23 protein-coding genes and 4 pseudogenes are annotated in these 23,259 nt (G+C 58.0%); 9 read left to right on the plus strand and 18 right to left on the minus strand.

The window, feature by feature from the left end; all coding sequences use genetic code 11:
• Positions 1–465 precede the first annotated feature (465 nt).
• The 6 genes and pseudogenes from J3P73_RS37130 to J3P73_RS37155 form a co-directional block, all read right to left on the minus strand.
• On the minus strand, positions 466–756 hold the full coding sequence (locus tag J3P73_RS37130; RefSeq protein WP_207580287.1) for a hypothetical protein: 291 nt from the start codon (positions 754–756) through the stop codon (positions 466–468).
• A gap of 30 nt (positions 757–786) precedes the next feature.
• Positions 787–1,398: a plasmid pRiA4b ORF-3 family protein gene (locus tag J3P73_RS37135; protein WP_207580288.1), complete on the minus strand. Its 612-nt coding sequence runs from the start codon at positions 1,396–1,398 to the stop codon at positions 787–789.
• Complete coding sequence (gene tnpC, locus J3P73_RS37140) at positions 1,395–3,032, minus strand: IS66 family transposase (RefSeq protein WP_207580289.1); 1,638 nt, start codon at positions 3,030–3,032, stop codon at positions 1,395–1,397. The genes J3P73_RS37135 and tnpC overlap by 4 nt, the downstream gene beginning before the upstream one ends.
• A gap of 45 nt (positions 3,033–3,077) precedes the next feature.
• Entirely contained in the window at positions 3,078–3,425 is a 348-nt protein-coding gene (gene tnpB / locus J3P73_RS37145; protein ID WP_207580329.1) for an IS66 family insertion sequence element accessory protein TnpB, read from the minus strand.
• Positions 3,422–3,814, minus strand: a complete 393-nt coding sequence (gene tnpA / locus J3P73_RS37150; RefSeq protein WP_207580290.1) for an IS66-like element accessory protein TnpA — start codon at positions 3,812–3,814, stop codon at positions 3,422–3,424. Before tnpA ends, tnpB begins: the two co-directional genes overlap by 4 nt.
• 101 nt (positions 3,815–3,915) lie before the next feature.
• Positions 3,916–4,179, minus strand: a pseudogene (locus tag J3P73_RS37155) (DDE-type integrase/transposase/recombinase); the annotation flags it as partial.
• Between the two features lie 17 nt (positions 4,180–4,196).
• Between J3P73_RS37155 and J3P73_RS37160 the strand changes: the two are divergent.
• Positions 4,197–4,667, plus strand: a complete 471-nt coding sequence (locus J3P73_RS37160) for a hypothetical protein (protein ID WP_245002792.1) — start codon at positions 4,197–4,199, stop codon at positions 4,665–4,667.
• A 96-nt stretch (positions 4,668–4,763) separates the two neighbouring features.
• Positions 4,764–5,183 carry a hypothetical protein gene (locus J3P73_RS37165; protein ID WP_018486480.1) on the plus strand — a complete coding sequence of 140 codons (420 nt, stop codon included), beginning with the start codon at positions 4,764–4,766 and terminating at the stop codon, positions 5,181–5,183.
• A 269-nt stretch (positions 5,184–5,452) separates the two neighbouring features.
• Here J3P73_RS37165 and J3P73_RS37170 read toward each other — a convergent pair whose 3' ends face one another.
• Positions 5,453–5,902 carry a M78 family metallopeptidase domain-containing protein gene (locus J3P73_RS37170; RefSeq protein ID WP_018486479.1) on the minus strand — a complete coding sequence of 150 codons (450 nt, stop codon included), beginning with the start codon at positions 5,900–5,902 and terminating at the stop codon, positions 5,453–5,455.
• Here J3P73_RS37170 and J3P73_RS37175 point away from each other — a divergent pair.
• Both J3P73_RS37175 and J3P73_RS37180 read left to right on the plus strand, forming a co-directional pair.
• Positions 5,901–7,091 carry an FAD-dependent monooxygenase gene (locus J3P73_RS37175; RefSeq protein WP_245002813.1) on the plus strand — a complete coding sequence of 397 codons (1,191 nt, stop codon included), beginning with the start codon at positions 5,901–5,903 and terminating at the stop codon, positions 7,089–7,091. The genes J3P73_RS37170 and J3P73_RS37175 overlap by 2 nt on opposite strands.
• Positions 7,092–7,285: 194 nt before the next feature.
• Positions 7,286–7,531: pseudogene (locus J3P73_RS37180) on the plus strand (thiazole synthase); the annotation flags it as partial.
• Positions 7,532–7,816: 285 nt separating this feature from the next.
• Here the strand turns inward: J3P73_RS37180 and J3P73_RS37185 are convergent.
• Positions 7,817–8,293, minus strand: coding sequence for an Lrp/AsnC family transcriptional regulator (locus tag J3P73_RS37185; protein ID WP_018481129.1), 477 nt, complete (start codon positions 8,291–8,293; stop codon positions 7,817–7,819).
• A gap of 143 nt (positions 8,294–8,436) precedes the next feature.
• On the opposite strand from J3P73_RS37185, the gene J3P73_RS37190 reads away from it, so the two are divergent.
• Positions 8,437–9,456 (plus strand): 1-aminocyclopropane-1-carboxylate deaminase, encoded by a 1,020-nt coding sequence (locus J3P73_RS37190; RefSeq protein WP_018481130.1) that lies wholly within the window; start codon positions 8,437–8,439, stop codon positions 9,454–9,456.
• A gap of 21 nt (positions 9,457–9,477) precedes the next feature.
• Here the strand turns inward: J3P73_RS37190 and J3P73_RS38035 are convergent.
• The 7 genes and pseudogenes from J3P73_RS38035 to J3P73_RS37220 form a co-directional block, all read right to left on the minus strand.
• Positions 9,478–9,656 (minus strand): annotated as a pseudogene (locus J3P73_RS38035) (DUF4158 domain-containing protein); the annotation flags it as partial.
• Between the two features lie 402 nt (positions 9,657–10,058).
• Positions 10,059–11,044, minus strand: a pseudogene (locus J3P73_RS37195) (IS5 family transposase).
• 301 nt (positions 11,045–11,345) lie between these two features.
• Entirely contained in the window at positions 11,346–11,900 is a 555-nt protein-coding gene (locus tag J3P73_RS37200) for a hypothetical protein (RefSeq protein WP_207580330.1), read from the minus strand.
• A 128-nt stretch (positions 11,901–12,028) separates the two neighbouring features.
• Positions 12,029–12,703 carry an MreC domain-containing protein gene (locus J3P73_RS37205; protein WP_207580331.1) on the minus strand — a complete coding sequence of 225 codons (675 nt, stop codon included), beginning with the start codon at positions 12,701–12,703 and terminating at the stop codon, positions 12,029–12,031.
• Positions 12,704–13,275: 572 nt separating this feature from the next.
• Complete coding sequence (locus tag J3P73_RS37210) at positions 13,276–14,733, minus strand: HesA/MoeB/ThiF family protein (RefSeq protein WP_245002793.1); 1,458 nt, start codon at positions 14,731–14,733, stop codon at positions 13,276–13,278.
• Complete coding sequence (locus tag J3P73_RS37215; RefSeq protein WP_207580332.1) at positions 14,718–15,137, minus strand: hypothetical protein; 420 nt, start codon at positions 15,135–15,137, stop codon at positions 14,718–14,720. Before J3P73_RS37215 ends, J3P73_RS37210 begins: the two co-directional genes overlap by 16 nt.
• Positions 15,138–15,145: 8 nt before the next feature.
• Positions 15,146–15,865, minus strand: a complete 720-nt coding sequence (locus J3P73_RS37220) for a multiubiquitin domain-containing protein (protein WP_207580333.1) — start codon at positions 15,863–15,865, stop codon at positions 15,146–15,148.
• Positions 15,866–16,003: 138 nt separating this feature from the next.
• On the opposite strand from J3P73_RS37220, the gene J3P73_RS37225 reads away from it, so the two are divergent.
• Together J3P73_RS37225 and J3P73_RS37230 are read left to right on the plus strand one after the other, a co-directional pair.
• Complete coding sequence (locus tag J3P73_RS37225) at positions 16,004–16,336, plus strand: helix-turn-helix domain-containing protein (protein WP_207580334.1); 333 nt, start codon at positions 16,004–16,006, stop codon at positions 16,334–16,336.
• Between the two features lie 8 nt (positions 16,337–16,344).
• Positions 16,345–16,911 carry an ImmA/IrrE family metallo-endopeptidase gene (locus J3P73_RS37230; RefSeq protein ID WP_245002814.1) on the plus strand — a complete coding sequence of 189 codons (567 nt, stop codon included), beginning with the start codon at positions 16,345–16,347 and terminating at the stop codon, positions 16,909–16,911.
• Between the two features lie 382 nt (positions 16,912–17,293).
• Here J3P73_RS37230 and J3P73_RS37235 read toward each other — a convergent pair whose 3' ends face one another.
• Positions 17,294–18,856, minus strand: coding sequence for a nucleotidyltransferase family protein (locus tag J3P73_RS37235; RefSeq protein WP_164579928.1), 1,563 nt, complete (start codon positions 18,854–18,856; stop codon positions 17,294–17,296).
• Positions 18,857–19,255: 399 nt separating this feature from the next.
• On the opposite strand from J3P73_RS37235, the gene J3P73_RS37240 reads away from it, so the two are divergent.
• Both J3P73_RS37240 and J3P73_RS37245 read left to right on the plus strand, forming a co-directional pair.
• A complete protein-coding gene (locus J3P73_RS37240; RefSeq protein WP_164579927.1) occupies positions 19,256–20,920 on the plus strand; it encodes an HsdM family class I SAM-dependent methyltransferase in 1,665 nt (554 codons plus the stop codon).
• A complete protein-coding gene (locus J3P73_RS37245) occupies positions 20,910–21,941 on the plus strand; it encodes a hypothetical protein (RefSeq protein WP_164579926.1) in 1,032 nt (343 codons plus the stop codon). The genes J3P73_RS37240 and J3P73_RS37245 overlap by 11 nt, the downstream gene beginning before the upstream one ends.
• 31 nt (positions 21,942–21,972) lie before the next feature.
• Here the strand turns inward: J3P73_RS37245 and J3P73_RS37250 are convergent, their stop codons facing one another.
• Positions 21,973–22,917, minus strand: coding sequence for a ParB/RepB/Spo0J family partition protein (locus J3P73_RS37250; protein ID WP_207580336.1), 945 nt, complete (start codon positions 22,915–22,917; stop codon positions 21,973–21,975).
• 1 nt (position 22,918) lies between these two features.
• Positions 22,919–23,248: a hypothetical protein gene (locus tag J3P73_RS37255; protein ID WP_207580337.1), complete on the minus strand. Its 330-nt coding sequence runs from the start codon at positions 23,246–23,248 to the stop codon at positions 22,919–22,921.
• Positions 23,249–23,259: the final 11 nt, after the last annotated feature.

Here is a 23,259-nt window from a genome sequence, read left to right on the forward strand (position 1 = left end):
TCCACATCGATCGCATGCGGCGACTTTAACCTTGGCTGCCGAAGAGGCGCCGATTGCCAGACAAAATACGACTGGTAACCATTAACGCCGCCCCATTGCCGCGATGATGCGGTTGTCCTCGGCGGTTTGGTGGCTCCCCATCTCGTCGGACACACGATCAAAACCAACGGCTCCACGAAGATCCGCGCCTCGCTCGTCACGTTGTAGATGGCCATTGGTTTAACCAACGCGAAACGCGCGTTAGTCTTTCATACCTTGAGTGGCGACCGCAGTGCGCAACGCGCCGGTCACTGTTCTGGCCGCTGAGCCCGAAGCTTACGGCCGTGTCGCGTAAATGTTCTATATCAGCAGCTGTTAAGTTAAAGCCTGGCAAGATCGCGATCATTGGGGGATCACGATGCCTTGTCTCAGGTCGGGCGCTGTCACGTTGTTTGAATGGCAGGCGAGTCAAGGGTAACCATCCGGTCAGGACCGCAGTAGCCGAGGCTTTTTGCGATTTCTTTCTGCCGCTGGTTTCGATGGCGGGTCGCCAATTCCGCGAAGATTGCGGATAATTTGTTGAAGGTTTTCGATCCCCACTTGGGTGAACAAGATGATGTGCTCGCTGAGCTCCGAGGCCGGATAGTCGTCATATGCAGACAAGCAGCCATCTTCAGAGAACATCTCAATCGAACATTCTCGCAAGAAGTCTTCGTCCTCATCAAGCATCGCTGCGACATATTTCAGGGTATAGAGGGCGGAGTTGCGGTAGCCCATGATGCCTCGTTCTGTGTCTTTCAGATTTGGTCAGTGCTGCCGGTTTTGGCTCTTCGCAAATCCAGCTTTTCCGAGTGTCCGACGGCGGGCAATTTTAGCGACACGGTTTTGAACGATATCAACGCTTAAATCTTCTGGGTCAAAGCGGCCACCATACCAACGCACGAACTCTCGATGCTGCGCATGTCGTGGCTTCGCCATGACGTTCAGGAATTCCTCGAACCCCGAGGTGCTGCCAATATCTTCCGGCGGCGCTCTGCGCTCACCATCGATGAAGCGCGGATATTCGATGCTGGGGTTTCCATCCTCCACTGCCTCGACCGTGATAGTGTGTCGCCAGTTATCACCAAAGTCATAGGTGTAGCTAAAGGTCGCGATCCCACGCTCGATGAGTGCCGCGATGCGGACGTTGCGAGCTGCAAAGGTTTTGCGTTCATAGAGGTCTTCTGGATCCGGCACATCGTAACACCGCCCACCAGCCTCGAACTCGAACAAATGATAATCCTCGAACAGCATCACGGCCTGAATGACATCGTGGAGCCCCTTCAAGCTCATCGTGAGTGGAACCTCGACCCTGCGCCAGATCAAAGGTTCGATACCGTCGAGTTGGATATGTAGCCTGGCGATGCGATCGACGGTCATGATGCCAACGCCATCATAGGACGCGGACCTGTCCAATTCCAAGGCAGCAGCTCTGCAAGCTTTGTTGTCGGCATGTCAGCAATTCGTGCCAGGACATCGGCAAGCCATGCCTGCGGATCGACATCGTTGAGCTTGGCGGTCGTGATCAGCGTTGCCATGAAGGCCGCGCGATCGGCACCACGATCAGAACCGGCGAACAACCACGATTTCCTGCCGAGAGCAAAACCGCGCAGCGCCCGTTCAGCCGCGTTGTTGGTTAGGCAAATCCGTCCGTCGGTTAGGAAGGTGGTAAACCCCTCCCAGCGCTTTAGCATGTAGTCGATTGGCTCGGCGACCGGCGAGCTGCGCGACAGCTTTGTCCGCTCGGCCCGCATCCAAGCCTCAAGCTCTTCGACAAGACGACGGCTGTCCCGCTGACGTCGCGCCAGTCTTTCGCTTGCAGCGAGACCATTAATGTCACGCTCGACGTCGAACAGGGCATCGATCCGTTTCACTGCCTCGAGCGCCATCGGCGAGATCGGCGTCGCGTTCTTTCCCCGTTTGGCGTTCGTGGCGATGTCGGCAAGCACGAAGAACTTGCGACGCGAATGCGCCCAGCACAATGCCTGGGTCAGCGGACCGCAATGGCGCTCTGCCTTGAACAGCGGATTGTAGCCGCCATAGGCATCAGCCTGCAGAATGCCGGTGAAGGTCTTCAGATGGCGCTCGGGGTGTTCTTGCCGCCGATCGCGCGAGGCATAATAGAGAGCTGCTGGCGGTGATGTTCCGCCGAACGGCCGATCATCCCGGACATAGGTCCATATGCGCCCGGTATCGGCCTTGCCTTTCGCCAGGATCGGCACGGTCGTGTCATCGCCATGCAGACGCTCGGCAGCAAGCACATGCGTTTCGATCAAGCCATGCAGCGGCTTCAAGACCGCGGTGCAAGCGCCAACCTGGTCGGCAAGCGTCGAGAGGCTGAGGTCGATGCCTTCACGGGCATAGCGCTCACTTTGCCGGTTCAGCGGCTGATGCTGACCGAACTTCTCAAACAGGATCATCGCCAAAAGGTTTGGCCCTGCAAAGCCGCGCGGCGTCACATGGAAGGGTGCCGGCGGCTGGGCGATCTTCTCGCATTCCCGGCATGAGAACTTCTCGCGCACCGTCTGGATGACTTTCCACTGGCGCGGGATCACTTCCAATGTCTCGGTAACGTCCTCGCCCAGTTTCGCCAGCTTGGCCGAGCCGCAGCATGGGCAGTTTGTCGGCGAGCTAATGACGACACGTTCGCGCGGCAGGTGTTCCGGAAACGGTTTCCTGGATGGACGCTTGCGTTCGAAGGCTTGGACCTTAGAGGACTTTGCCGCCAGCTCCGCAGCCATTTCGTCCTGGCTGGCATCAGCTTCCAACTCCTCGAGCTGCAATTCCATCTGTTCGAGAAGGCGTGCCTTGCGCTCCGAGCGGCTGCCGTGGATGTCGCGCCTGAGCTTCTCGATCTCCAGCCGGAGCCGGGCAATCAGCGCATCCGAATGTGAGTTCACCGCTTGGGCACGGGCAGCAACGGCCTCGGCTTCACGGCGTGCCGCGCGCTCGGCGAGGATCATCGCATGCGCGCTGGCAAGGTCGTCGGGAAGCTGATCTGCCGCATCGGTCATAACGAGATGGAATCATATTCGCTCCCACCTTTCCAGCCATTTCCACTATCCAGCCGAGCTCGGACGCCAGGTTTTTTGCGGCATCCGCCAGTCGATGCCTTCGAGCAGATAGCCGAGCTGCGCCGGCGTAATCACCACCGTCCCGTCGGCCGCCGATGGCCAGATGAAGCGCCCCCGTTCCAGCTTCTTCGTGAACAGGCAGGCACCCTGGCCGTCGTGCCAGATCACCTTGATCAGGCCGCCCTTCCTGCCGCGGAAGCAGAACAAATGGCCGCTATGCGGATCACGCTTCAGCGTCTCCTGCACCATCAGCGACAGCCCAGGAAATCCCCTCCGCATGCCCGTATAGCCGGTCGCCAGCCAGACCTTTACGCCGCTCGGAACCGGGATCATCGTCGCTCCAGCACGTCGAGAATTCGACCCAAAGCTTCCGTATCGACATCGCTGTCCACACGAATGCGCCGGCCGCGGCCAAGCTCGATCGTCACGATGCTTGTCTTCTTGCGCGCCCGTGGTGCCGGTGTCGTCTCCAAAGGATCAGGCGCTGGCAACGCCGCCACGACCTCAATCGGAATGAATGGAGGAACGGACGGCGCTGATATCTGGCAGAGTTCTTTGCGCCACCGGAATAATTGGCTGACATGAATCCCGGCCGAGCGCGCCACATCCGAGATAACCGCTTCCGGCTCTAACGTCGCCGCGACCAGCCGTTCTTTCTCTTCGCGAGACCAATGCCGGCGACGCTCGACCGACGTGATCACCTCAATATGCTGCTTCGTCATAGGACTACTCCTAGTGCTACCACCAGGACTTCCAATGTTCGGCTTCACATCACAAGACGGCCGTCACCGTGGGAATACAGTCAAGGCCCGTGCGGACAGTTTCAGACGAGCTGGCCGCTGACGGCTTTCCACTGGGCCATGGCTTGCAGTCGGTGACTGCGAATTTGGTTGGCAGAAGGTTTTGTGCGATCTGGAACGAAGAGATTGCGAACAGCGGAGAACAGCTAAACAAAATGTTGCAGGCTCCCGATTGATCGGAATCCCTGGCGCATTCGTTCCCGTTTTCGAAACGGCAGATGCGAGTTCTCCGCCCGGTTGTTCAAGCTCTTGTGTGAGCGATGCTCAACACCCGGCATAACCTGACGCGTCCAAAGAAAATATTGTGACACTTGGAGAAATGACCATGCTTTTTCGAAAATTGATTCTCGCTGCCGTCATGGCAGCGGCAATTCCTGCTATGGCTCTTGCTGCCACGGCTGAGGTGACAATCAAAAACAACAGCACATCCGGTACTGCGAATGTCGGCAGTATCAGTTGCGTCGGCTGCACGCCCAACTTCCCCTCCAGCATCTCTAATGGAGCGTCAGTTGTCTTTACGGTGCAAGGCAACACCATCGACGGCTTCATGACGTTTCGTTTCGATGTGACCAGAGGTGTCGTTCCGGCTCGGACGTGCAGAGCCTCATTGAGCGTCAACTATGATCCTGCGACCGGCCAAGCGCTTTCACTTGCCGGAACGCCGGCTTGGGTCGCCATTTCAGGTGGAACTCAGGCCCCTACCTGCACGCAGACCTCCGCTCCGACAATCTCCCATGGCAAAGTCCTGTGGAACCTCTCTTTCGTCGCCAACTGAGGATACCTTCCTCTGGCAGGTCCGTTTTAAACGAACCTGCTCTACCTTCCGTTGTAATTACCATGATCGCACAATCATGTGTGGAGCTTGCTTCAAATGTCTGTTCTCAGAAATGGTTTGGCGCAAATGCGAGGCGCAGGGCAAGCAGCACTCGCCTGGTTCGGGATTCGGACGCCATTGATCGCCACAGCGTTGTTTGCTCGTTACCATGGTCCAGAGCTATCCGCCGATGTTGTCGGTGCGACAAGGGAGGGGCTGTACTACGTGCCTTATGCCAGCCTTGGTACCAGCTTCGTCCAATCGCAAGCTGAAGCTCGCCCGGCATATGCAACGGCAATCTATTGGAACACAATAGTGATCAGCGGCGGGTTGGCCGGCCCCTCCGTAGGGGTAATAGCACGGGCCTACGGATTTCGAACCGTAATTGAGATTGCTTCTTTGGTCGCAATCTTCGCCGCCGCTGTCCTGTTGTTTAGTCTGCGCCGATTCAAAGTGTCGACGGGGTCGCCACCTTGAGAGGCGCATCTTTGCGCGTCATTCGACGGCCCGGTATTCAGGCCTTGAAGCGATCGAATGCGGTGAGCCACTTGATCGGTGGATCCGCTTCAGCCAGCGATAGATTTCCGAGCGCAGATAGCGGAGTTCCACTGCCATCCGACCAACCGGTTCGAGTGCATTCTTGAACGGATTCGAACCGTCGACAGGGCGGGAGAATTACCCGTTCAACAATGATTTCCCATATTTAACAAGCGGCTGAAAATGCAAACTGGACCGAAATGTGGTTATCAGTCACCGCTCCGTTTGATCGGCACTACTTCTCCGCGAACCCCACCGAGGTTGTCACGCGGCGTCACGACGGGCTTAAGCTCCACGATTCTCGCAGCCTGCAAGCTCAGCCATCCGGATGGTAGACCTGTCAGACTTTCAACGTCGTTCGGAAACAGCGGTAGATCTTCGCGCAAATCCTCTTTGGTGACTTGCCCCGCATCGACCAATGCCTTGAACACATCCGCGAGCAATGTCGGTTCCTGCATCGGCCAAACATCGTCAAACGGCTCCCGCCTGGAGTAGCCTTTCGCACTGTAGATTTTGTAGAGACGAGTTGCAGAACTTTTGTCCAGAATCTGAAGCCGCTGCAGACGCATAATTTGTGCCTTGATCGAAACTTTCCAACGCGCCTTAAGGCGCTCCAGTTCCCAGATAGCAGCGGTGAACGTTGGTGACGCCGTGACCATGACCGCAAGTCAGGTCGGCTCCGAGAGCACGCGCTCCGTAAGAGCCAAGTATCTTATCGGAGGAGACGGCGCGAAAAGCTTCATACGTCGGACACTTGGCATTCGATATCAGGGCGATGGCGGGGCAGTCAGAGATTTCTTCGGCGGGAAAATGTTTGCCCTCTATCTTCGCTGCCCGCAGTTCTATGAGGTTGTTCCCTTTGCACCCGCCTGGATGAACGTGGCGTTCAATCCTGAGCGCCGGGCGTTTATGGCCGCCGTCGACGGCAAAGGCGAGTTTGCTTTTCACACCCAACTAAAGGAAGGCGAGAGCGAAGACGATATATCCGATGCGCAAGCGCTGAAGATGTTCCAGACGGTGGTCGGGTATCCCGTTGAGGGGGAAATTCTTTCTCGCGGCACCTGGACGGCCGGGTTTGCCCTTGTCGCCGAGAAGTTTCAGGCTGGCCGGATATTCCTCGGCGGCGACGCGGTTCATCTTTTTACGCCAGCCGGTGGCTTGGGGTACAATACGGCGGTGGATGACGCGGTCAATCTAGGTTGGAAACTCGCTTCTGTTGTGAAAGGAAATGCACCGTCATTCCTTCTCGATACCTATGAACTGGAGCGACGCCCGGTGGCCGTGCGAAACACCGGCTTCGCTCGGGCGTTCGCCGAATCCATCGGAAACTACGTCCCGAAACCCGACATCGAGGCGGACTCGGATCTCGGATCGGATTTGCGACGGGAAGCCGGCGCCTATCTGGAGGCCCATGGGCGGTCCGAGTTCAACATACCCGGCGTGACGTTCGGCGCTCGCTACGACCATTCGCCGATAATCCTCGCCGAAGGGGAAGGACGAGCTCCGGACCTGCCGGAAGTCTACGTTCCAAATGCCGCGCCGGGGGGCAGAGCGCCCCATATTTGGTTGAATTCTCAAACGTCATTGTTCGACCGATTTGGGTTTGAATGGACCCTCCTGCGGCTTCGCCCCTCCTCCTCGCCAGGAACCGAGTTCGTTACAGCCGCTAGAATGGCCGGAATGGATCTTACCGTCGTCGATATAAAAGAGGATCAACTCCGGGCAATTTATCGCGAGCCGCTTGTGCTCATTCGGCCAGACCAGGTCATCGCTTGGCGCGGAGATGGCGATGGCGACGCCGTTCAAATCATCGAGACTGTCCTGGGCCATATCCCAGCAAAGCGATGAAGAGGCGTAACCGCGGTGGTGATTGCAGTCCACCGACCTTAGTTCTCTTTGGGTACTGGTTGAGGTGATCAGTCGATGCGCCATGCCTGCTCTTGAAAGGATCTGAACCGGCGACGCCTTATTAGATCAGTTAGGTCGACCTTCACGCCCTTTGTTTCCCATTCCTTCATTCCGAGCATCTCGATCCCGCTCTCGACGTGTCGCTGATCGTCGACGCCGGCATCGGCCGACCGTCGCACGCAACTGCGGTGATGGAGCTCGGTTTCGATGCGGTTCTGCTCAACACCGCCGTTGCCGGCGCCGGAGATCCCGCGGCGATGGCAGCTGCCTTTGCCGCGGCAATCGCCGCCGGCAAGCAGGCCTTTGACGCTGGCGTGCTGGAGCCACGCGACATGGCCGTCCCCTCCACGCCGGTGATTGGAAAGGCGGTGTTCACCTGAAGCTTGATCCGTTCTACCTGATCGTCGACGGCGCCGAGTGGATTGCCCGGCTGGTACCGCTTGGCGTCAAGCTGGTGCAGCTGCGCATCAAGGATCGTCGGGAGACTGAACTATCGCAGACCTACAAATAACCTCGCTATGGAGTGCCTCCATCGTGTGAACGGTGAGACCGTATGTTTGATGCACAGAGCGTGGGGCCGGTGATGTCAGAAAAAGTCGCCTGACATCCGCTGTCTGCGCGGAACCGGACAATAGATGCTGCATCCACAATAGCTGCCGACGACGCTAGAAGGGCAACCTCGCGTTCTCCTTGACTTCCTTCATCACGAAGAAGGTGCGCGTCTGGCGCACGCCTGGGAGGGCGATCAGCTTCTGGCCGTGGAGCTTGTTGAAATCGGCCATGTCGCGGACGCGGATTTTCAGGAGATAATCGAAATCTCCGGCGACCAAATTGCAGTCCAGTACTTCCTTCAGCTCCATGACCGCGCCCTCAAAGGCACCAAAGCTCTCAGGCGTGGAGCGATCCAGTACCACGCCAACCATGACCATCGCGCCGAGGCCTACGGCGCCCGGCGCGACTTCCGCCCGCACGCCGGTAATGTAGCCCTCCTCGAAGAGGCGTTGAGTTCGCCTGTGGCAAGTTGCAGCACTGACATTCACGCGCTCGGCGAGATCGGCATTGCTGAGCCGGCCCTCCGATTGCAGGGCGCGCAAAATCTTGAGGTCTATCCTATCGAAATCCTCTGTGGAAGACTCTTTCATTTTACCTCGTATTATTGAAGAAGTGGATTCTACCACCGAAAAATTACGCCGATAAAGAAAGCTTTTAAAGCAAAATTAGAGAGCACCTTTCAAACGATATCTACTAGCCTTCGACCACAAATTCGGCACGGAGGCCCTGATCGATGTCACTGTTGGAAAAGTTCGAACGCTACCCGCTCACCTTCGGCCCAACGCCGATCGAGCACCTGCCGCGGCTGACTGCGGCGCTGGGCGGCAAGGTCGACATCTATGCCAAGCGCGACGACTGCAATTCCGGCCTCGCCATGGGCGGCAATAAGCTCAGGAAGCTCGAATATATCGTGCCCGACGCGATCGCCTCCGGCGCGGATACGCTGGTGTCGATCGGTGGGGTCCAGTCGAATCATACCCGCATGGTGGCTGCGACTGCGGCGAAGATCGGCATGAAATGTGTCGTCATCCAGGAGAAATGGGTACCGCACTACGATGCGGTCTATGACCGTGTCGGCAATATCCTGATGACGAAACTGATGGGCGCCGACAGCCGGCTGGTCGAGGATGGGTTCGACATCGGCATCCGCAAGAGCTGGGAGGATGCGATTCAGTCGGTAGAGGATGCGGGCGGCAAGCCCTACGCGATCCCGGCTGGCGCTTCGGTACACAAGTTCGGAGGCCTCGGCTATGTCGGCTTCGCCGAGGAAGTCGCGGCACAGGAAAAGGACCTCGGCTTCATCTTCGACTATATCATCGTCTGCGTTGTCACCGGTTCAACCCAGGGCGGAATGATCGTCGGCTTTGCCGCACTAGACAGGGCCGACCGGGTGATTGGCATCGATGCCTCGGGCACCCTCCAGCAGACGCGGGATCAGGTGCGGAAGATCGTCGATGCGACCTCGGAACTCGTGAACCTTGGTCGGTCGGTGCGTGAAGACGAGATCGTCATCAACCCTGACTACGCCTATCCCGCCTATGGAGTGCCCTCGGAGGAGACCAACGAGGCGATCCGGCTCGCGGCGCGCACCGAGGCGATGATTACCGACCCAGTCTATGAGGGAAAGTCGATGCAGGGGATGATCGATCTCGCACGCAAGGGCTTCTTCCCCGAGGGCTCGAAGGTGCTGTACGCCCATCTCGGCGGCGCCCCGGCGCTCAACGGCTATAGCTATTACTACAAGGACGGGTGATTGGCACCGTCAGGTTAACCGGCCCGGGTATCGCGTTAAACATAGCTGAATGGCAAGCCGAGCCGATTATGATCACGCCTCCGCAGTTCGATCTCCAGTCGATCCGACAGTGAAAACGAATAGTGTCGGATGAGGCTGTCTTCTCGACTGTTATAACGAAAAACTTCCGTGGATCCGCGCACGTTTCCCCAGGATGAGATAACCCCAGCGCGGACCAAAAAGCTACCCGCATAAGCGGAAAGCGAACAGCAAACGATCAGGACAACCATGACATCTCACCTCGCAAGACAGAAGCATGCTGAGGAAAGACTAGGCGCAGCCCTTCAACAAATGAACGACGCCATCCGCGACGTACACAAATCCGGTATTGATGTCGATATCAGCACCCTCACCATGCACACGCCGCGTGGCCCGATGGTTCAAGTCGACCTAAAGGCGTTCCGCGCATGTGGAGCCCCGCCAGTGTTGCGGTTGGTGGAAGAATAAATGCGGTGACATCGGGCATTTGTCACCGTGCCGCAATATCACGTGCCTGGGCTCCCACCAACAGCACTGTTGCATGGATCAGACTTTGGACAAGGCAACCCTATCCACTGCATTTTTCATGCAACGCGCTCGAACTTGGGCCGGCCAAGTTCTGTCATCCTGTTAAGAACACGGACGCCAATCTTCGCTTCAGTCTTCTGATTGTCAAAATTTCGGGCTTTGAGTTTGGGCCCGATCACAGCCTTCCGTCGACCCATCTGGGTCTCAGCGCGACCGCGCTTGTTGTAGCCGGTGGATTTCTGCCATGCCATCCGCCCTTTCCTTTGGTCTGGATTTCTGCAATATGGCGATCGCGGACAGATGGAACCAGCACCGATTGATGGCTGGCAACGGCAGTCTTGGGAGGTGGGATAATGACCTCCACGATCTCACCAAAGCGTGTCGCCAGAAGATCTCGGGTTGGCGTTCCATCATAGGCGCCGTCGGCAATGAACTTCTCGACGGGGCCACCGATCTGGTCCAGAAGTCCTAGTAACGCTGTCGGATCGCCGACATCATCCGCGGTCAGATCGGAACAAACAATCTCACCACTGACAAGATTGAGACCAAGGTGCAGTTTGCGCCATCTTTTGCGTTTGGCCTTGGTTTTGTGCTTGTTTTCCAGCCACTCGCCCTCGCCGAAGACCTTCAAGCCGCTGCTGTCGACAACCAGATGGACCGGACCTGATGTTGCGGCTCGGGACTTTGTCGACGGCAACGCCAGCCCTTTGCTCCGGCGAGACAGGGTGGAGAAGTCAGGCACGGCAATATCGAACCCCATCAGCGCCGCGACACTGCGCATCAAGCCTTGGGTCTGGCGTAGCGCCAGCCCGTAGACGACGCGCAGGGTCAAGCACAACGTAATCGCCAGATCCGAGTATTTCGGCTGACCACCCCGCGATGTCCGCCTCCGCGCCGTCCATAAAGACAGGGCCTCATCCTTCACCCAGATGGTCAAATCACCACGTTGACGCAGGCTTTCAATATATGCCGGCCAATTCGTCACTTGATATTTCTGCTTGGCAATCTTGTCCCGCCGATCGGCATTGAACTTGTGCGGCATCGTCGAAATCCACATCAGGAGACTGAAAACTTGAGACTGAAAACCACCGCTCAATATCAGTCGACGGGTGATCCACGCAACAACGCCAATTTATGCCGAACGGCAGCTAGACCCCGCGGAGGTTACCTTTGGTGGCTTCAGCGCAGTCGTCGTTGGGTACCTAACGACTTTGATACATTTCAGTCGCTGCCGACCATTGTCGCCATCCCTCGCCTTGATGGGACTCGAATCGGCGACACCCTATTCAAATCTGAGATTGTTCACCTGCAACAAGCTTAAAAGGGCAGGCAGCGCGCCACGCTCACCGTTCAAACCGCTCTAGCATTTTTCTCAACTGCGCGTTTTGCAACGTTAGCTTTCTGGCCAGCTGCTCCCTGAGCACCCTGATCTCCTCATCGAGGCTCATCTCGTTTGCAGTGTGGATAACCTGGGGATCGTTCGCAATCGCCACCGCTTCCTTGCTGCGGCTCCTTTGCTCGCGCAGTGCGACCTCGGCAGTTCGCTTGATCCTAGCGGCATCATGTACAGCGGTGCCGTCAATACCAGTACCACCGGATGTAGCGGGATCAGCGACCTCCACGATTTCGGCGACTTCCCCGTCGACCTTGTCGTGGACGTCGTTTACGGCTTCTTCGGAATGCACAGGCTCAACGGAAATTGCATCGACTTGACCGTGACGAGGTAGCTCTTCGCTTGCCGGTCGATCAGTGCCATTCACACTTTCCTCGGCAGGCGCTTCAGTCGGACCGGCAATAGCCAACGCGTCCGGCGTAGCCTTCGCCGTCGAGCCGTTTTCTCGCTTCTGTTCGCGCCCCGGTGAGATCAGTCGGGCAAGAATTTTCCACGGAGATGCCATCTATCCGACCTCGCGCTTTATCCCGCAAGCAGGCAGTGAGTTTTAGTTCCGGCAACAGCATCCACCGCCGCCAAAATGTATACTGGATAAGCATGGAAATCCGGCCGGCGGTTGACCGGCTGCCTATATCAATCGAGCTTGAGCCGCTTGCGCAGATCGGCATTTTCAGCGCGAAGTTTTTCAGCCAGAAGCTTGCGCAGCCGCTGATTTTCCTCTTCCAACTGCAAGAGATCCGCCATCTCATCTATCGCCGTCATCGGCGCGGCCGGCGCTGTCTGCACAGCCTTTGGAGCACGGCGCACAGCTGCGCGTTTGGCGCTCGCCGTAGCTTCGATCACCCTTGCCTTGCGCCCTCTCCTCTTCACACCACCGGCCCCGGCCAGAGCAGCTGCTGGCTCTGCCATAGCGTCAGCCGACGCGCTCTCGAGTGCCGCCGCTTTCTTGGCGCGGGGTTTGCGCTGTTTCTTCGGCGCAATAGGCGTTTCAACAACGATCGGCGCATCGGCACTGGTTGCCGTATCAGTCTCGTCGGCCATGCTCATCTCCTGTGTATCTGATGCTGTTGTTGACGCCCCGAGAGGCGGTGTCAACAACGCCTCGGCTTGATCTGGTTCCGGTAAAGACATCTCATTGTTGGATTTGCCACTCTGAGAGCTACCCGACAGAAACGGCAATGCCTCTTCCTCCAGGTTACGAGCGACGGACTTTAGATCCATGTTGCCCCAGATCGAGTTCGACCTGGTATCAAGCTTTCGCCTGCCGGTTTTGTACTCGATGGCAAAACTGCGTTGCACTTTTTTCAATATAGGAGGGCCTTGGCGGATCCGCGGGATGGTTTGGTGAAATGCTGGTATACCCGCAATAACGGTTAGCGGACTGCCAGTCTATAGACATGCTCATATCAGATCCACCGCACCATTCCGGGAGCAGAATTTGTGGCCAATCGAATGGGAGCTGAGGCGGTCTATACGTCAACGCTCTTGAAAGGAAACGAGCTACCAGCAGTTCGTCCCGAGACGTTTTCACAGGTTCCCGACGATCCATTATGCGATCTTCGCCGCCCAAAGAGTGAACATCATAGCAACAAGGCTTGCAGGGCTCGTGAAAGAATAGTTCTTTCCGGCCCGTAAGGCGCGGCACGCTTAGGTCTGCAAACGACTGCATTGCGCCTTCATCCCGGTCATTCGGGCCGAAACCGAGAGCCCCCAAAAGTTGACACTAGCAGCCAGCTAAAAGTTCGATGCTCGAACATATCTTCGCTGCTGTTCCACCAACACCGTGATTGCCAGTGGAGTGTGGTCAAGAAAGAGTGTCGCCTCCCTGGAACTCACACCACGCCTTCGTGCATAGAGAGACAAAGCGCGTCGGAGGAACTTTACCTAGCGAACACTGGGAGGTCGGGGCCTGACTGCCCGTGTCCCAAGCGGCTGCCCTTGCGGCTCCCGCATTCCGTACAGTCCGGGTCCGTACGCGGCGTGGAGAACATTACGGCCCGCGAGCGACTGTCGTAACGGGCGAAATCGGTGGACGCCGCCCCTGACATTCCCATCGCATAGAACAGGAAATCGTTGCAGGCATGAGCCGCGCCAACTGCATTGAGCGTGATGACACTCGGCGCCGCCACATCCTTGTCGTCCACGTAGCGCTGGCGCTTGCGCTCGCCGTCGTTCTTCGCCTCGTCTGCAAGCTTGCCAGGATTGATCAGCTGATTGCACCACAGGCAGTTCATGCCGGGGCGCAGCGGCCGCACGACGCTGAACACGTCGGTCACATCGCCGTTGTCCGCCACCGAGACCTTGCTGCCGATCTGGACGCCGGGAATGAGGTACTGGTGAACGATCGCGTTGACGAGAAGCCGGGCGCGCATCTCGTCAGCGGCCAGGAAGATGTAGTCGCAGGAGAGCAGTGCCGCTGCCGCTTCCGGCGCCAGCACGTTGGCGGCGACGATCTTGACGCGGGTGGCTTTGTTGGCCTGCCTGATCACCCGCCAGGCGATGTCCACCTTCCGCGACGCGAATGTCAGGACGCGCCGGCGCAGCCAGGCGGGCGCGAACGGGCCGCCGAGCGCCCACCAAATGTCGGCCCGGCGAGCGCCGACGACGCGCGGAAGGTTTGTTGGATCGATGCGGTCGGGATCGATCAGCCAGATTGTCCCGACGCCGAGCCGCGCCAAGTACTCGGCGACGAGCGAGCCGACGCCGCCGAGACCGACGATCGCCACGCTCATGCCCGCCAGCACATGCTGGCCGGCGTCGCCGAAGATGCGGGTCTGCCGGTCATAAAGGGGCAATGCCTTGCGCGCCGCGCGGTCCGGCGCCGGGCGCAGCACCTGCCAGCGGCGGCCGGTGATTTCCGCCCGCTCCAAGGTCACGCGGCGCCCGCCGGGCAGCCAGATGTCACCGGCAACTGCGCCAGCGGCAAACACCAGCGCGCCGACGGCGTTGCCGGCGCTGATGTCGAGCAGCGCGGGATAACCCCGTTCGTGGCTCGCGTAGTCGTCGGGTGAAAACGCAACGGTGCCGCGGCCGCCGTGGTTATGGATTGCGAGGTAGACGAGTTTTTCGTCGCGGCACGCCAGGATATGGCGCTGGATAAACTGCGCCTTGAGCATGCGGTAGCCGCGCTTGCCCGGAACGTAGTCGACCCCGTCCCGCGCAAGGAACAGGTCGCGCGCGAGCAGACGCACCGATCCGTCAGGCGCCGCAAAGACACCGGCCACCATGACGGCGCCGTGCTCGTCGTGGTCGCCGGGAAACAAATGCCTGTCGAGCGTATCGTACATGGTTTCGGGGATGGTCAGCGACCACGGCCCGGTCATCATGATTTCAGCCATTGGATCACCTTCAGCAATTTGTGGAGGGGCGTTTCTATGCCGGCCGAATCCTTGCGGTTCGAACGACGGGAAACCTGCATGGCCGAACGTGCCGACATGGTGCCTTGGGTCTTGAGGGAACCCTGATCCGGAAAGCTGTGGCCGGTCGACAGCCCTTCGCCGAGCGGGCCCCCGTCAAGACGCGCAAGGTCCGGGACAACGAAATGCGGATAAACGTCGGCATAGGGGCACGTCGACGGAATGTGGAACCCGATCCAACTGACGGCCTGCAAAAAGGGCGCCCCGATCGGGACACCCTCCACAATCACGTAAGCCCCGCCGTCGCGATCGGCGGCGACAAGGACGTTATCGCCGCCGAACTGGCTCCGGATCGCGTCGACAGCTTTGGTGACGGCAGGGGTCATTGCGGGTCCTAACTGTTGTCGTCGTCAGCGATGGCGAGGTACTGCTGGCCCGGCCTCACGCGGACACGGTCGCGGTCGCCGATGATGCGGGTCTGCCCCGCGCCGGTCTCAAGGCTCAGGATGAAGTCGAGCTGGATCGCGACGCCGGCATTGATGGCGGCCTGCTTGATCTGAAGGCCGGTGTGCACGCCGCGACGGATGGGCACCGGCTTGGTGTTGACGCCGATTTCGACGTTGGCCGGACGCGGGCGCAGCTTGAAGACCTCGACGCCGTCGCCGGACAGGTCGACGATCTCGTCGTCCTCTAGCACGCGGTCACGACCCTCGCGCAACAGCACGACGGCGAGCGCCTCGTCGTCGCGACCGGCGAGTGCCTTCACCGTTGCCGCAGAGATCGGCGCGCACGGCCACTCGAGGCGCAGGCCTTCCACCTCAAGGCGGAAGCTGCGGTCGCTCTCGACGACGATGAAGCGCTCGATGCCCTTGGCGACGATGTCGGTCAACTCCTCGAGACGCAGCTCTTCAAGGGCGCCGTCCGACAGCCACTGCAGGACGATATAGCCGGCCGGGTCGCGGTGGCCGGCGGTGGCGATAATCTGGCGGCCTGAAGGCATCGGGTCGCGCAGAACATGAGACGTGAACGCGAGGTCGGCGCCAGCGATCTCGACCGGCCACTTCTGGCCGGTCGCGGTAGCGGCGTTAACGATGGAGGTTTTCGTAGTGGACATCGGAGTGCTCTCCTTCGGTAAGAGGTTGACCGCCGACTCGCCCCGTGCGAATCTGTATCAGATGTAAGACAGCATGAGCCGGGTCGTCTCACTTGTCAACCATCGTCTTACATCTGAACCAACGGAGGAGCCTATGATATGGTAACGCTGGAAAACCTCGGCTTGCGCGTGAAAGAGAAGCGGGGCACACAAGGCATCCGAGCAGCAGCGAAAGAAATAGGCATCAGTCACGCCACCCTGTCGCGGGTGGAAAGAGGCTTCATGCCTGACCTTGCAAATTATCGCCGCATCTGCCGCTGGCTCGGCATTGGCGTGGAGGATGTGGTCGGGGTGACGGCGGCGCCGCAGTCGATGGCGCGCGTGCATTTCAGAAAAAAGAAAACTGTCAGTGCCAAGACAGCTCAAAATCTCGCGCTGATGATCCTGACTGCCCAAGCAGCGATGGCGGAAATCCGGAAGAACGAGGGCTGACCTTGGCCATGTTGCGTCGTGGCTTCAAGACATGGTGTGAGAACGCGGCCGCGAACTACCGGCGCGATCTCGGCCTTGCACGTGGCGCTCCGCTCGATCCTGTATTGCTGGCCCGGCATCTGGGCATCCTTGTCTGGTCTCCACAGGATATTCCCGGGATCGGCAAGGAGGTACTGGACCACTTGACCGTTGACGACGCCGACAGCTGGGACGCGGTGACGATCGAGGCCGAAGGCATGGTGCTGGTTATCCTCAACAGCATCTCCGACGACGGCCGACGCAACAATTCTCTCGCGCACGAGCTCGCGCATATCATCCTTGAACACGAACCGGCACATGTCTTTCACACGCCGGACGGGCACATGATGATGAATGAGTACAACGAAGTTCACGAAGAGGAAGCGGACTGCCTCGCCGGCGCGCTGCTTCTTCCTCGCGACGCCCTGCTTCAGGCGATCCGACAGGGGATGAGCGATACGGCGCTAGCCCGGCATTTCGGGGTCAGCGCCGCGCTGCTGCGCATGCGGCGCAATAAGACCGGGATTGACAAGCAGCTCTCCCATAGCAGGGCTTGATCGGGATCAACGATACAGGCGAACTCGCACCGGATGCAGGAGGGTGATAGGACCCAAGGACGGCGTATGGAACAGGATCTGGTATTTGGCTTGGCGTCAATCAAACGTCCACGATCCGGGCTCGGCACCTAATAGCAGACGGTCTGCAGGCGGTCCCAATTAAGACGCTCGTCCCTATCCTTCGCCTTGAAAGGATAAGAACTAGTGAGCACGTCAGAACTTTTGCTAATCCTATGGTTCCATTCATTATCCCGTGACCTCTGATCGCTACCCTTCCCAGATTCTCCAATGCAGCCCAGTCGTCCAGATTTTGTCTGAGAGGGACTTAAAGCGGCGTCCGTCGGAAATAAATGCTTCGGTAGAGCGAACCGCCGACGCGCGATCACTTCAGTCCATAATCCCACCGCGCGATGTCGAAGACGCTGTCCTTGTAGTCTTGAAGGTCAGCACGTCCCGACTGTGAAGCGAGGTGTAGATATTTCGAGACAAGATTTGGTACGAAGCCTCTCGCCAGATCCATAGGATCGAGCTTGTACATGGGACTGGGCCTTCCATCGTCCCTTACCCACGAGGGCTTACCAGAGAAACTGAGGGCCATTCCATATGATGGGTAGAGGTCGAGGTGGAAAGCCTCGAACATACCGCCAGGATTAACCACGTTCGTCGCTGCGACAGCAAACCAATTGGCGATCGCTATTCTGCAGGCCTCCTCCATTGTTTCTTCGTCGCCACGGAACAACGTTCCTCCGTACCAAAGGATGAGCTCGACCCCTTGTTGCCAGCGTGCCTGGCGTGCCGCGACCAGCGTTCGACGCTCAAAGGCCTTTACCTTTTGTCGGTGAGCTTTGGCATCCAAATCGACGTCATCTATTTCGAAAAGAGTTGAAGCCTTGGCGTCCTCTTCGAACAGCAGTTCAAAGGGATTGCTTACCCGGGCCTTCATGTTCGCACGAGCCGCGCGAACCGCACGAAGAATGTCGGTTTTCGTTCCGCCAAGTTTGTCCGCCTTTGTCACTCGAAAGGTCGATTCAAGTCGGTGGGTTGACGGAAGCGCTGGTGTTGGCGGAGCGTGCTTCGGTGGAGCTGATATCGGCCCTGGCCCTACGTATCGGATCGCCGTATCTCCCGCATATTGGACGCGGACCTGATCGTATATCGTCTCGATTAGAAGCAGATAGTGATCTGAGCTGATCACCGGATCGACGGACCCGCGCTCTCCCATCTTTACACCAAGCCATTGGGCGAAAGCGCTGGTCATCGGTGTCCAGCCGGCAGCGTCCCGCGCAAAATGAGAGATCCCTTGTAAACCGCGGGCGATATCCGAGATATCCTGATGTATCCCGGGTTCGGCCGTCGCGACGGCGAAGTTTCGCATCAGCTCCTTCGGCACTGGATCGCCGTGAGGTTCGACCTTGAGGCCTCCTCCGCCATTGGGTGAAACGGACAGGGCTTCCGCGCGCTTCTTCTGCAAGAAGGCGAGCACCGATCGATGGGCATCGCTTAAGGGATGAGAGGCCCGGCCTCCGTTAAGGCCTGCAATCTCGCACTTCTCAAGCAGATCGAACGCCCTCGCATCCGTGAGGATGTGTTTGACGTTGTCCTTATGCACAGCGTGTTCGATTTCGAAAGGAGTGACGGGAACAAGGCTGACGATCTTCTCGGACCCCTTCTCCCTGCGTAACTTGCGAAACAAGCGGTTTTCAAGCTCCTCCTTCGCCTGGCGTAGCCCATTAATTTGCTCGACCCTCTCGCCGGGAGGCACCCGATCCCAATCCAGGACGACGATGACGTCGAGGTCTCCGGCCTTCGGATCGAAACGAACACCCCCATCATTTACCGTGCTACCGAAAAGATAGGCGCCAATCGGCTTTGGGGATTCCAGTCCGACGACCCATTCGGAGAGAATCACCTGCAGTTCGTCGATAATCGCCGGGCGCTGAAGCATTGAAAGACCTTTTGCTGTTTTAGCAGTATATATCAGAGAGATAGTCTGGCGGCGAGGCACGACAGCGCATCTCTGCTCTCGAGCGGCTTTTCTACAAGATCGTCTCAGGTAACCCGTCGCCCCATCCCTCTGACAACCTGAGTGCTGCAAAACAATGCGGGATCTCACTGTTCCTCAACGCAAATTGCAGTTGTCCCCGACTGGGTTTTCCATCCAAGTCGTGTAGTCTGTTATAGGCCATTTAAACGCAATGACTTGGAGCAATTTTTGACTTGGAGCAATTTTTCCGCTGGATCGGCAAATTGAAAATAAGAACAAAGAGTAGACAGAAATTCATCTGTGTAGGATAGGTATGCGGCAAGACAGCGAACCCATGCGTGCACGATTCGGGAGCTAGCCGTGACTTTCGTTACCCATCGCGACCCTATCGACACTCCCGTCCTCCGCAAGGAGAGAGGTGCGTTCTTCACGCCTCCAGCGATTACCCGTTTCATTTCAAACTGGGCCATTCGCGGGCCCGATGAGCGCGTGCTCGAACCCGCGGCTGGCGACGCTGCATTCCTGGTTTCCGCGGTCGATCGCCTTCGTGAACTCGCTCCCCGAGGGCGATCGTGCCCTGTGGTTCATGGCGTGGAGATACACGCCCACAGCGCAGATGTTGCTCGCAAGCGGGTCTCTGATGCCGGGGGCGAGGCCGATATCCTACTGTCCGACTTCTTTGCCGTCACGCCTGATCCCGCGTTCAACGCCGTCATCGGAAACCCTCCCTACATCCGATACCAGGACTTTACCGGGGAGGCCCGTGCCCGGGCCCGGGAGGCGGCCATCAGAGGCGGCATTTCCCTCACGGGGCTCGCATCCAGTTGGGCTGCGTTCACCGTGCACTCGGCGTTGTTCCTTAAGAAAGGCGGCCGGCTGGCCTTTGTCTTGCCCGCCGAACTGCTCTCGGTGAACTATGCCGCTCCCGTCCGCAAATTCCTGTTCAGTCGATTTCGCGACATGCAGCTCGTATTGTTCGATGAGCAAGTGTTCCCGGAGGCGGAAGCGGATGTCGTACTTCTCCTCGCTGATGGCTACCTTGAGGGGCCGGCGGATTTTGCAACGATCCGGCAAACCAAGAACGCTGCAACGCTCGACACTTTAGGTCCGGGACTGAGCTGGACACCGGCCGACCCAGCGGGCAAGTGGACCAGCAGTCTCGTCGATATCGACGCGGTGCATCTTTTGCACGCTCTTTCGACAGCAGGCCTCTACACGGACCTAGAAACCTGGGGCGACACAACGCTCGGAATGGTAACCGGAAACAACAAATACTTCACGCTTTCCCCCCAGCGCGTAGCCGAGCTCGGACTGCGCCCAGACGAGTTGCTTAGCCTTTCGCCACCCGGAAGCTCGCATTTGCGGGGCCTCTCGCTTTCGAGTGCCCAGCTGAAGAAACTTGGTGAAGAGGGCAACGCGATCCACCTATTCTATCCAAATGACCCGCCTTCCAAGGCTGCCGCGGCATATATCGCCGACGGCCACAGGACAGGCGTCGACACCGCCTATAAATGCCGGGTTCGCAAGACCTGGTATCGGGTACCGCTCGTTTCACCCGCGGACCTTTTACTGACGTGCATGAATGCGGACACCCCCCGGATTACGGAAAACTCGGCCAAGGCGCGTCACCTTAATTCGGTGCATGGGGTTTACTTGAACGAGGCATATACTGCCTTGGGCCGCGAGCTCCTCCCTGTCGCCAGCTTGAACTCAATCACCTTGCTACATGCCGAAATGGTCGGCCGCGCCTATGGAGGCGGGATCCTGAAGATCGAGCCAAAGGAGGCAGACGTGTGGGCCATGCCTTCCCCGACCCTGGTCGCCTCTCGCGCCGATGAGCTTCGCAAGATTAAGCGAGGCGTTGGAAAGCTCCTTGACAAAGGGCGGCTGCTCGATGCCGTTAATCTGGTTGACGAGGTACTGCTGGTGGACGGCGAGGTTTCGGCGACACATATGGCAGCCGTCCGGAATGCACGCGCGGAACTGGCGAACCGTCGCAATGTGAGGTCAGCAAGTGGCCGCTAAACCAAGTTCGAAAGCAGAAGCCTGGGAAATATTCGATCATATCGTCGAAGCTGCCGCACCTAGCGGGGAACACAACAATCCATGGGTTCTTGGAACTGACGGCCAGCCGTTCATCAATCCCGATTACGACACCCTTGCGCTATTGCTCGGTGTTCCGCTGCACCTGAAAGTAGGGACGCAAACGGGAGTGCCTGCACTCGCCCTCGATGTCTGGCTCAGCTACGAACTTCGGAGGGCTGGTTTCGGGACGGACCAGGTTTGGCCGAGGCCTGCTAATCCGCGGGTTCTTCCCGCGCCTGTCTCGGCTTTCGTCAAGTCGCTTCCCACAGCGATACGAGCCAAGGTCCAATCCCATTTGACGTCGAACTCGTCCATTCCCGGCGTGACCTCCTCCTCTGCTTCAATTCTGGGTAAAAACTATCTGAAGCAAGTCGATGTCATCATCACGGATTGGGTAACCGGCCCAGAATTGCTGATATCTACGAAGCGAATGGACTCCTCATATGGAAAAAATGCGCCGAACCGCATCGAGGAATCCTACGGCGATGCCAAGAATCTTCGCTTGCGCCACCCCCTTGCGGCACTGGGGTTCTTGTTCGGTCTGCGGTCTGACATCTTGGAAAAGGAACCCAAGACGGCAGAATGGTTGTTCGACCTTTTGTCCAAGCTTGGCCGTGAGGACGATGCCTACCACTCCACCTGCCTGGTGTTGATGGAATACTCCACTGATCCGGTACAGCCGGCGGTCGACGAAGAAGAACCCACCGACGGCATATTAGAGCCAGGCCCGCAGCCGATAACAGATCCGGCCGAGGGTGAAATAGCGCACCTTGCTGAAAGCACGGTCGAGAGCATCGTCAAGGCCCTGCCGAAGGTATCGATCCTCGAAGAACGAACTCCAGATGACCTCTCACCGGCCCGTTTTCTTACGTCGTTGGTTACGCGCGTTCTCGCGGCCACGCCCGTCAACATGCATGAGGAGGCGAGGAGGCGCAGGTCTTCAGTGTTGGCAAAGAGATAACGACCCTCCGAAACCTCATACACTCATACCGTTAGGAGAGTGCCTTGCGCAGGGATCGAAGAAGCGCTTCGGCTTCATCAATTTTTTCCAAAAGATCCTTGTCGCCCCTCATCTCTTGCAACGCAGTCCAAGGAAGGGCCTTCATCGATTCCATGACGCTGTCCAAATCCCCAGGAAGTCCGCCCTTGGGTTTTTTTTCAGTCGGTCCCAGTCGCAACATAGCGGTGTCGAGATCACCGACCTCTGAAAGGAAATTCGCCTTCGCAACTGGGTCCGGCAAGATGGACCGTAGCTTCCTCAAGTCCTTGGAATTGGTAATACGCTTCTGGTTGACCTTTTTTATAATGGCCTCGACCACGCTAGGTGTAAGTAACTTCTTACTGACCCCCATCAACTCTCTTGACCACGTTATCGCTGCACTTGGATCCCGCAAACTGGTGAATTTTTCCGAGAGCTCAAAAATATCAACCAGGTTGTCGAGTTCACGAACTGTAATGCCGAGGATATTCGCGGCGCTGGTCCGTCCCATGAGGTCGACCAACCTGTAGGCAACCATCTCTTTTTCCTTGGCATCCCACTCTTTGCGCTGGCGATGAATGTAGATCCACACACGAAGCCTATCCTCTTCGCTGAGTGTGCGATCCGTCACTTCGATTGGGACTTGGCGGTAGTCTTCCTTGCCCTGATCAACCAAAGCTCGCGAGTTTGTCCAGCGCCGGTCGCCATCAATGATCCGGAACTTTCCCGGAAAATCGGGATGCGGCTCAACGAGCAGCGGTTCAAACAGACCGCCGTTCGCCTCGATCTGCCGTTGAAGCTCTTCATCGACTTTCGGGCCCAGACGAGGCTGTTTGTCATTGGGCACAATGTCATCAATGTCTGCTTTGGTGCGATAGGTTCGCAGGACCGTCCGGTCGAGCCGGCGCTCCTGTAAATTGACGACGTTTTCGCGGCCGACTGCTGGTTTGCTCATCATCCTACTCTGACGCCGCGCTCGTGGTGATAATCATATCGATCTCATGCTGCATTTGCGCTTTGACTTTTTGAACAGCACGGATCAGCTCTCCCTGTTTTTTCCAGGTCGCATCGTGCGCACGTTTCTCTTTTTCTTGCACGTCCAGTAGATCGTCGGCATGGGTATCGAACCGACTGAACAGATCGGCACAACGTTCCGAAGTGATATAGTCGTAAAGTGCGGCGGTCTTTTGTGTTCGCTCTTCATTGCTTAGTCGAAGTGAGTGGGTATGGACGGCGTTGTTGCGTGGATCACCCGTCGACTGATATTGAGCGGTGGTTTTCAGTCTCAAGTTTTCAGTCT

Origin of the sequence: Rhizobium ruizarguesonis (genome assembly GCF_017357285.1) — a bacterium.
Lineage (GTDB): Bacteria > Pseudomonadota > Alphaproteobacteria > Rhizobiales > Rhizobiaceae > Rhizobium > Rhizobium ruizarguesonis.

Bases quoted from the DNA above. Each gene is read 5' to 3' on its own strand.
- J3P73_RS37200 (WP_207580330.1), bottom strand. From the start codon at position 11,900: ATGGCATCTCCGTGGAAAATTCTTGCCCGACTGATCTCACCGGGGCGC.
- J3P73_RS37130 (WP_207580287.1), bottom strand. From the start codon at position 756: ATGGGCTACCGCAACTCCGCCCTCTATACCCTGAAATATGTCGCAGCG.
- tnpC (WP_207580289.1), bottom strand. From the start codon at position 3,032: ATGACCGATGCGGCAGATCAGCTTCCCGACGACCTTGCCAGCGCGCAT.
- J3P73_RS37185 (WP_018481129.1), bottom strand. From the start codon at position 8,293: ATGAAAGAGTCTTCCACAGAGGATTTCGATAGGATAGACCTCAAGATT.
- J3P73_RS37165 (WP_018486480.1), top strand. From the start codon at position 4,764: ATGTCTGTTCTCAGAAATGGTTTGGCGCAAATGCGAGGCGCAGGGCAA.
- J3P73_RS37225 (WP_207580334.1), top strand. From the start codon at position 16,004: ATGGTAACGCTGGAAAACCTCGGCTTGCGCGTGAAAGAGAAGCGGGGC.
- J3P73_RS37235 (WP_164579928.1), bottom strand. From the start codon at position 18,856: ATGCTTCAGCGCCCGGCGATTATCGACGAACTGCAGGTGATTCTCTCC.
- J3P73_RS37190 (WP_018481130.1), top strand. From the start codon at position 8,437: ATGTCACTGTTGGAAAAGTTCGAACGCTACCCGCTCACCTTCGGCCCA.
- J3P73_RS37210 (WP_245002793.1), bottom strand. From the start codon at position 14,733: ATGGCTGAAATCATGATGACCGGGCCGTGGTCGCTGACCATCCCCGAA.
- J3P73_RS37230 (WP_245002814.1), top strand. From the start codon at position 16,345: ATGTTGCGTCGTGGCTTCAAGACATGGTGTGAGAACGCGGCCGCGAAC.
- J3P73_RS37250 (WP_207580336.1), bottom strand. From the start codon at position 22,917: ATGATGAGCAAACCAGCAGTCGGCCGCGAAAACGTCGTCAATTTACAG.
- J3P73_RS37215 (WP_207580332.1), bottom strand. From the start codon at position 15,137: ATGACCCCTGCCGTCACCAAAGCTGTCGACGCGATCCGGAGCCAGTTC.
- J3P73_RS37170 (WP_018486479.1), bottom strand. From the start codon at position 5,902: ATGGTCACGGCGTCACCAACGTTCACCGCTGCTATCTGGGAACTGGAG.
- tnpA (WP_207580290.1), bottom strand. From the start codon at position 3,814: ATGACGAAGCAGCATATTGAGGTGATCACGTCGGTCGAGCGTCGCCGG.
- J3P73_RS37220 (WP_207580333.1), bottom strand. From the start codon at position 15,865: ATGTCCACTACGAAAACCTCCATCGTTAACGCCGCTACCGCGACCGGC.
- J3P73_RS37175 (WP_245002813.1), top strand. From the start codon at position 5,901: ATGACCGCAAGTCAGGTCGGCTCCGAGAGCACGCGCTCCGTAAGAGCC.
- tnpB (WP_207580329.1), bottom strand. From the start codon at position 3,425: ATGATCCCGGTTCCGAGCGGCGTAAAGGTCTGGCTGGCGACCGGCTAT.
- J3P73_RS37135 (WP_207580288.1), bottom strand. From the start codon at position 1,398: ATGACCGTCGATCGCATCGCCAGGCTACATATCCAACTCGACGGTATC.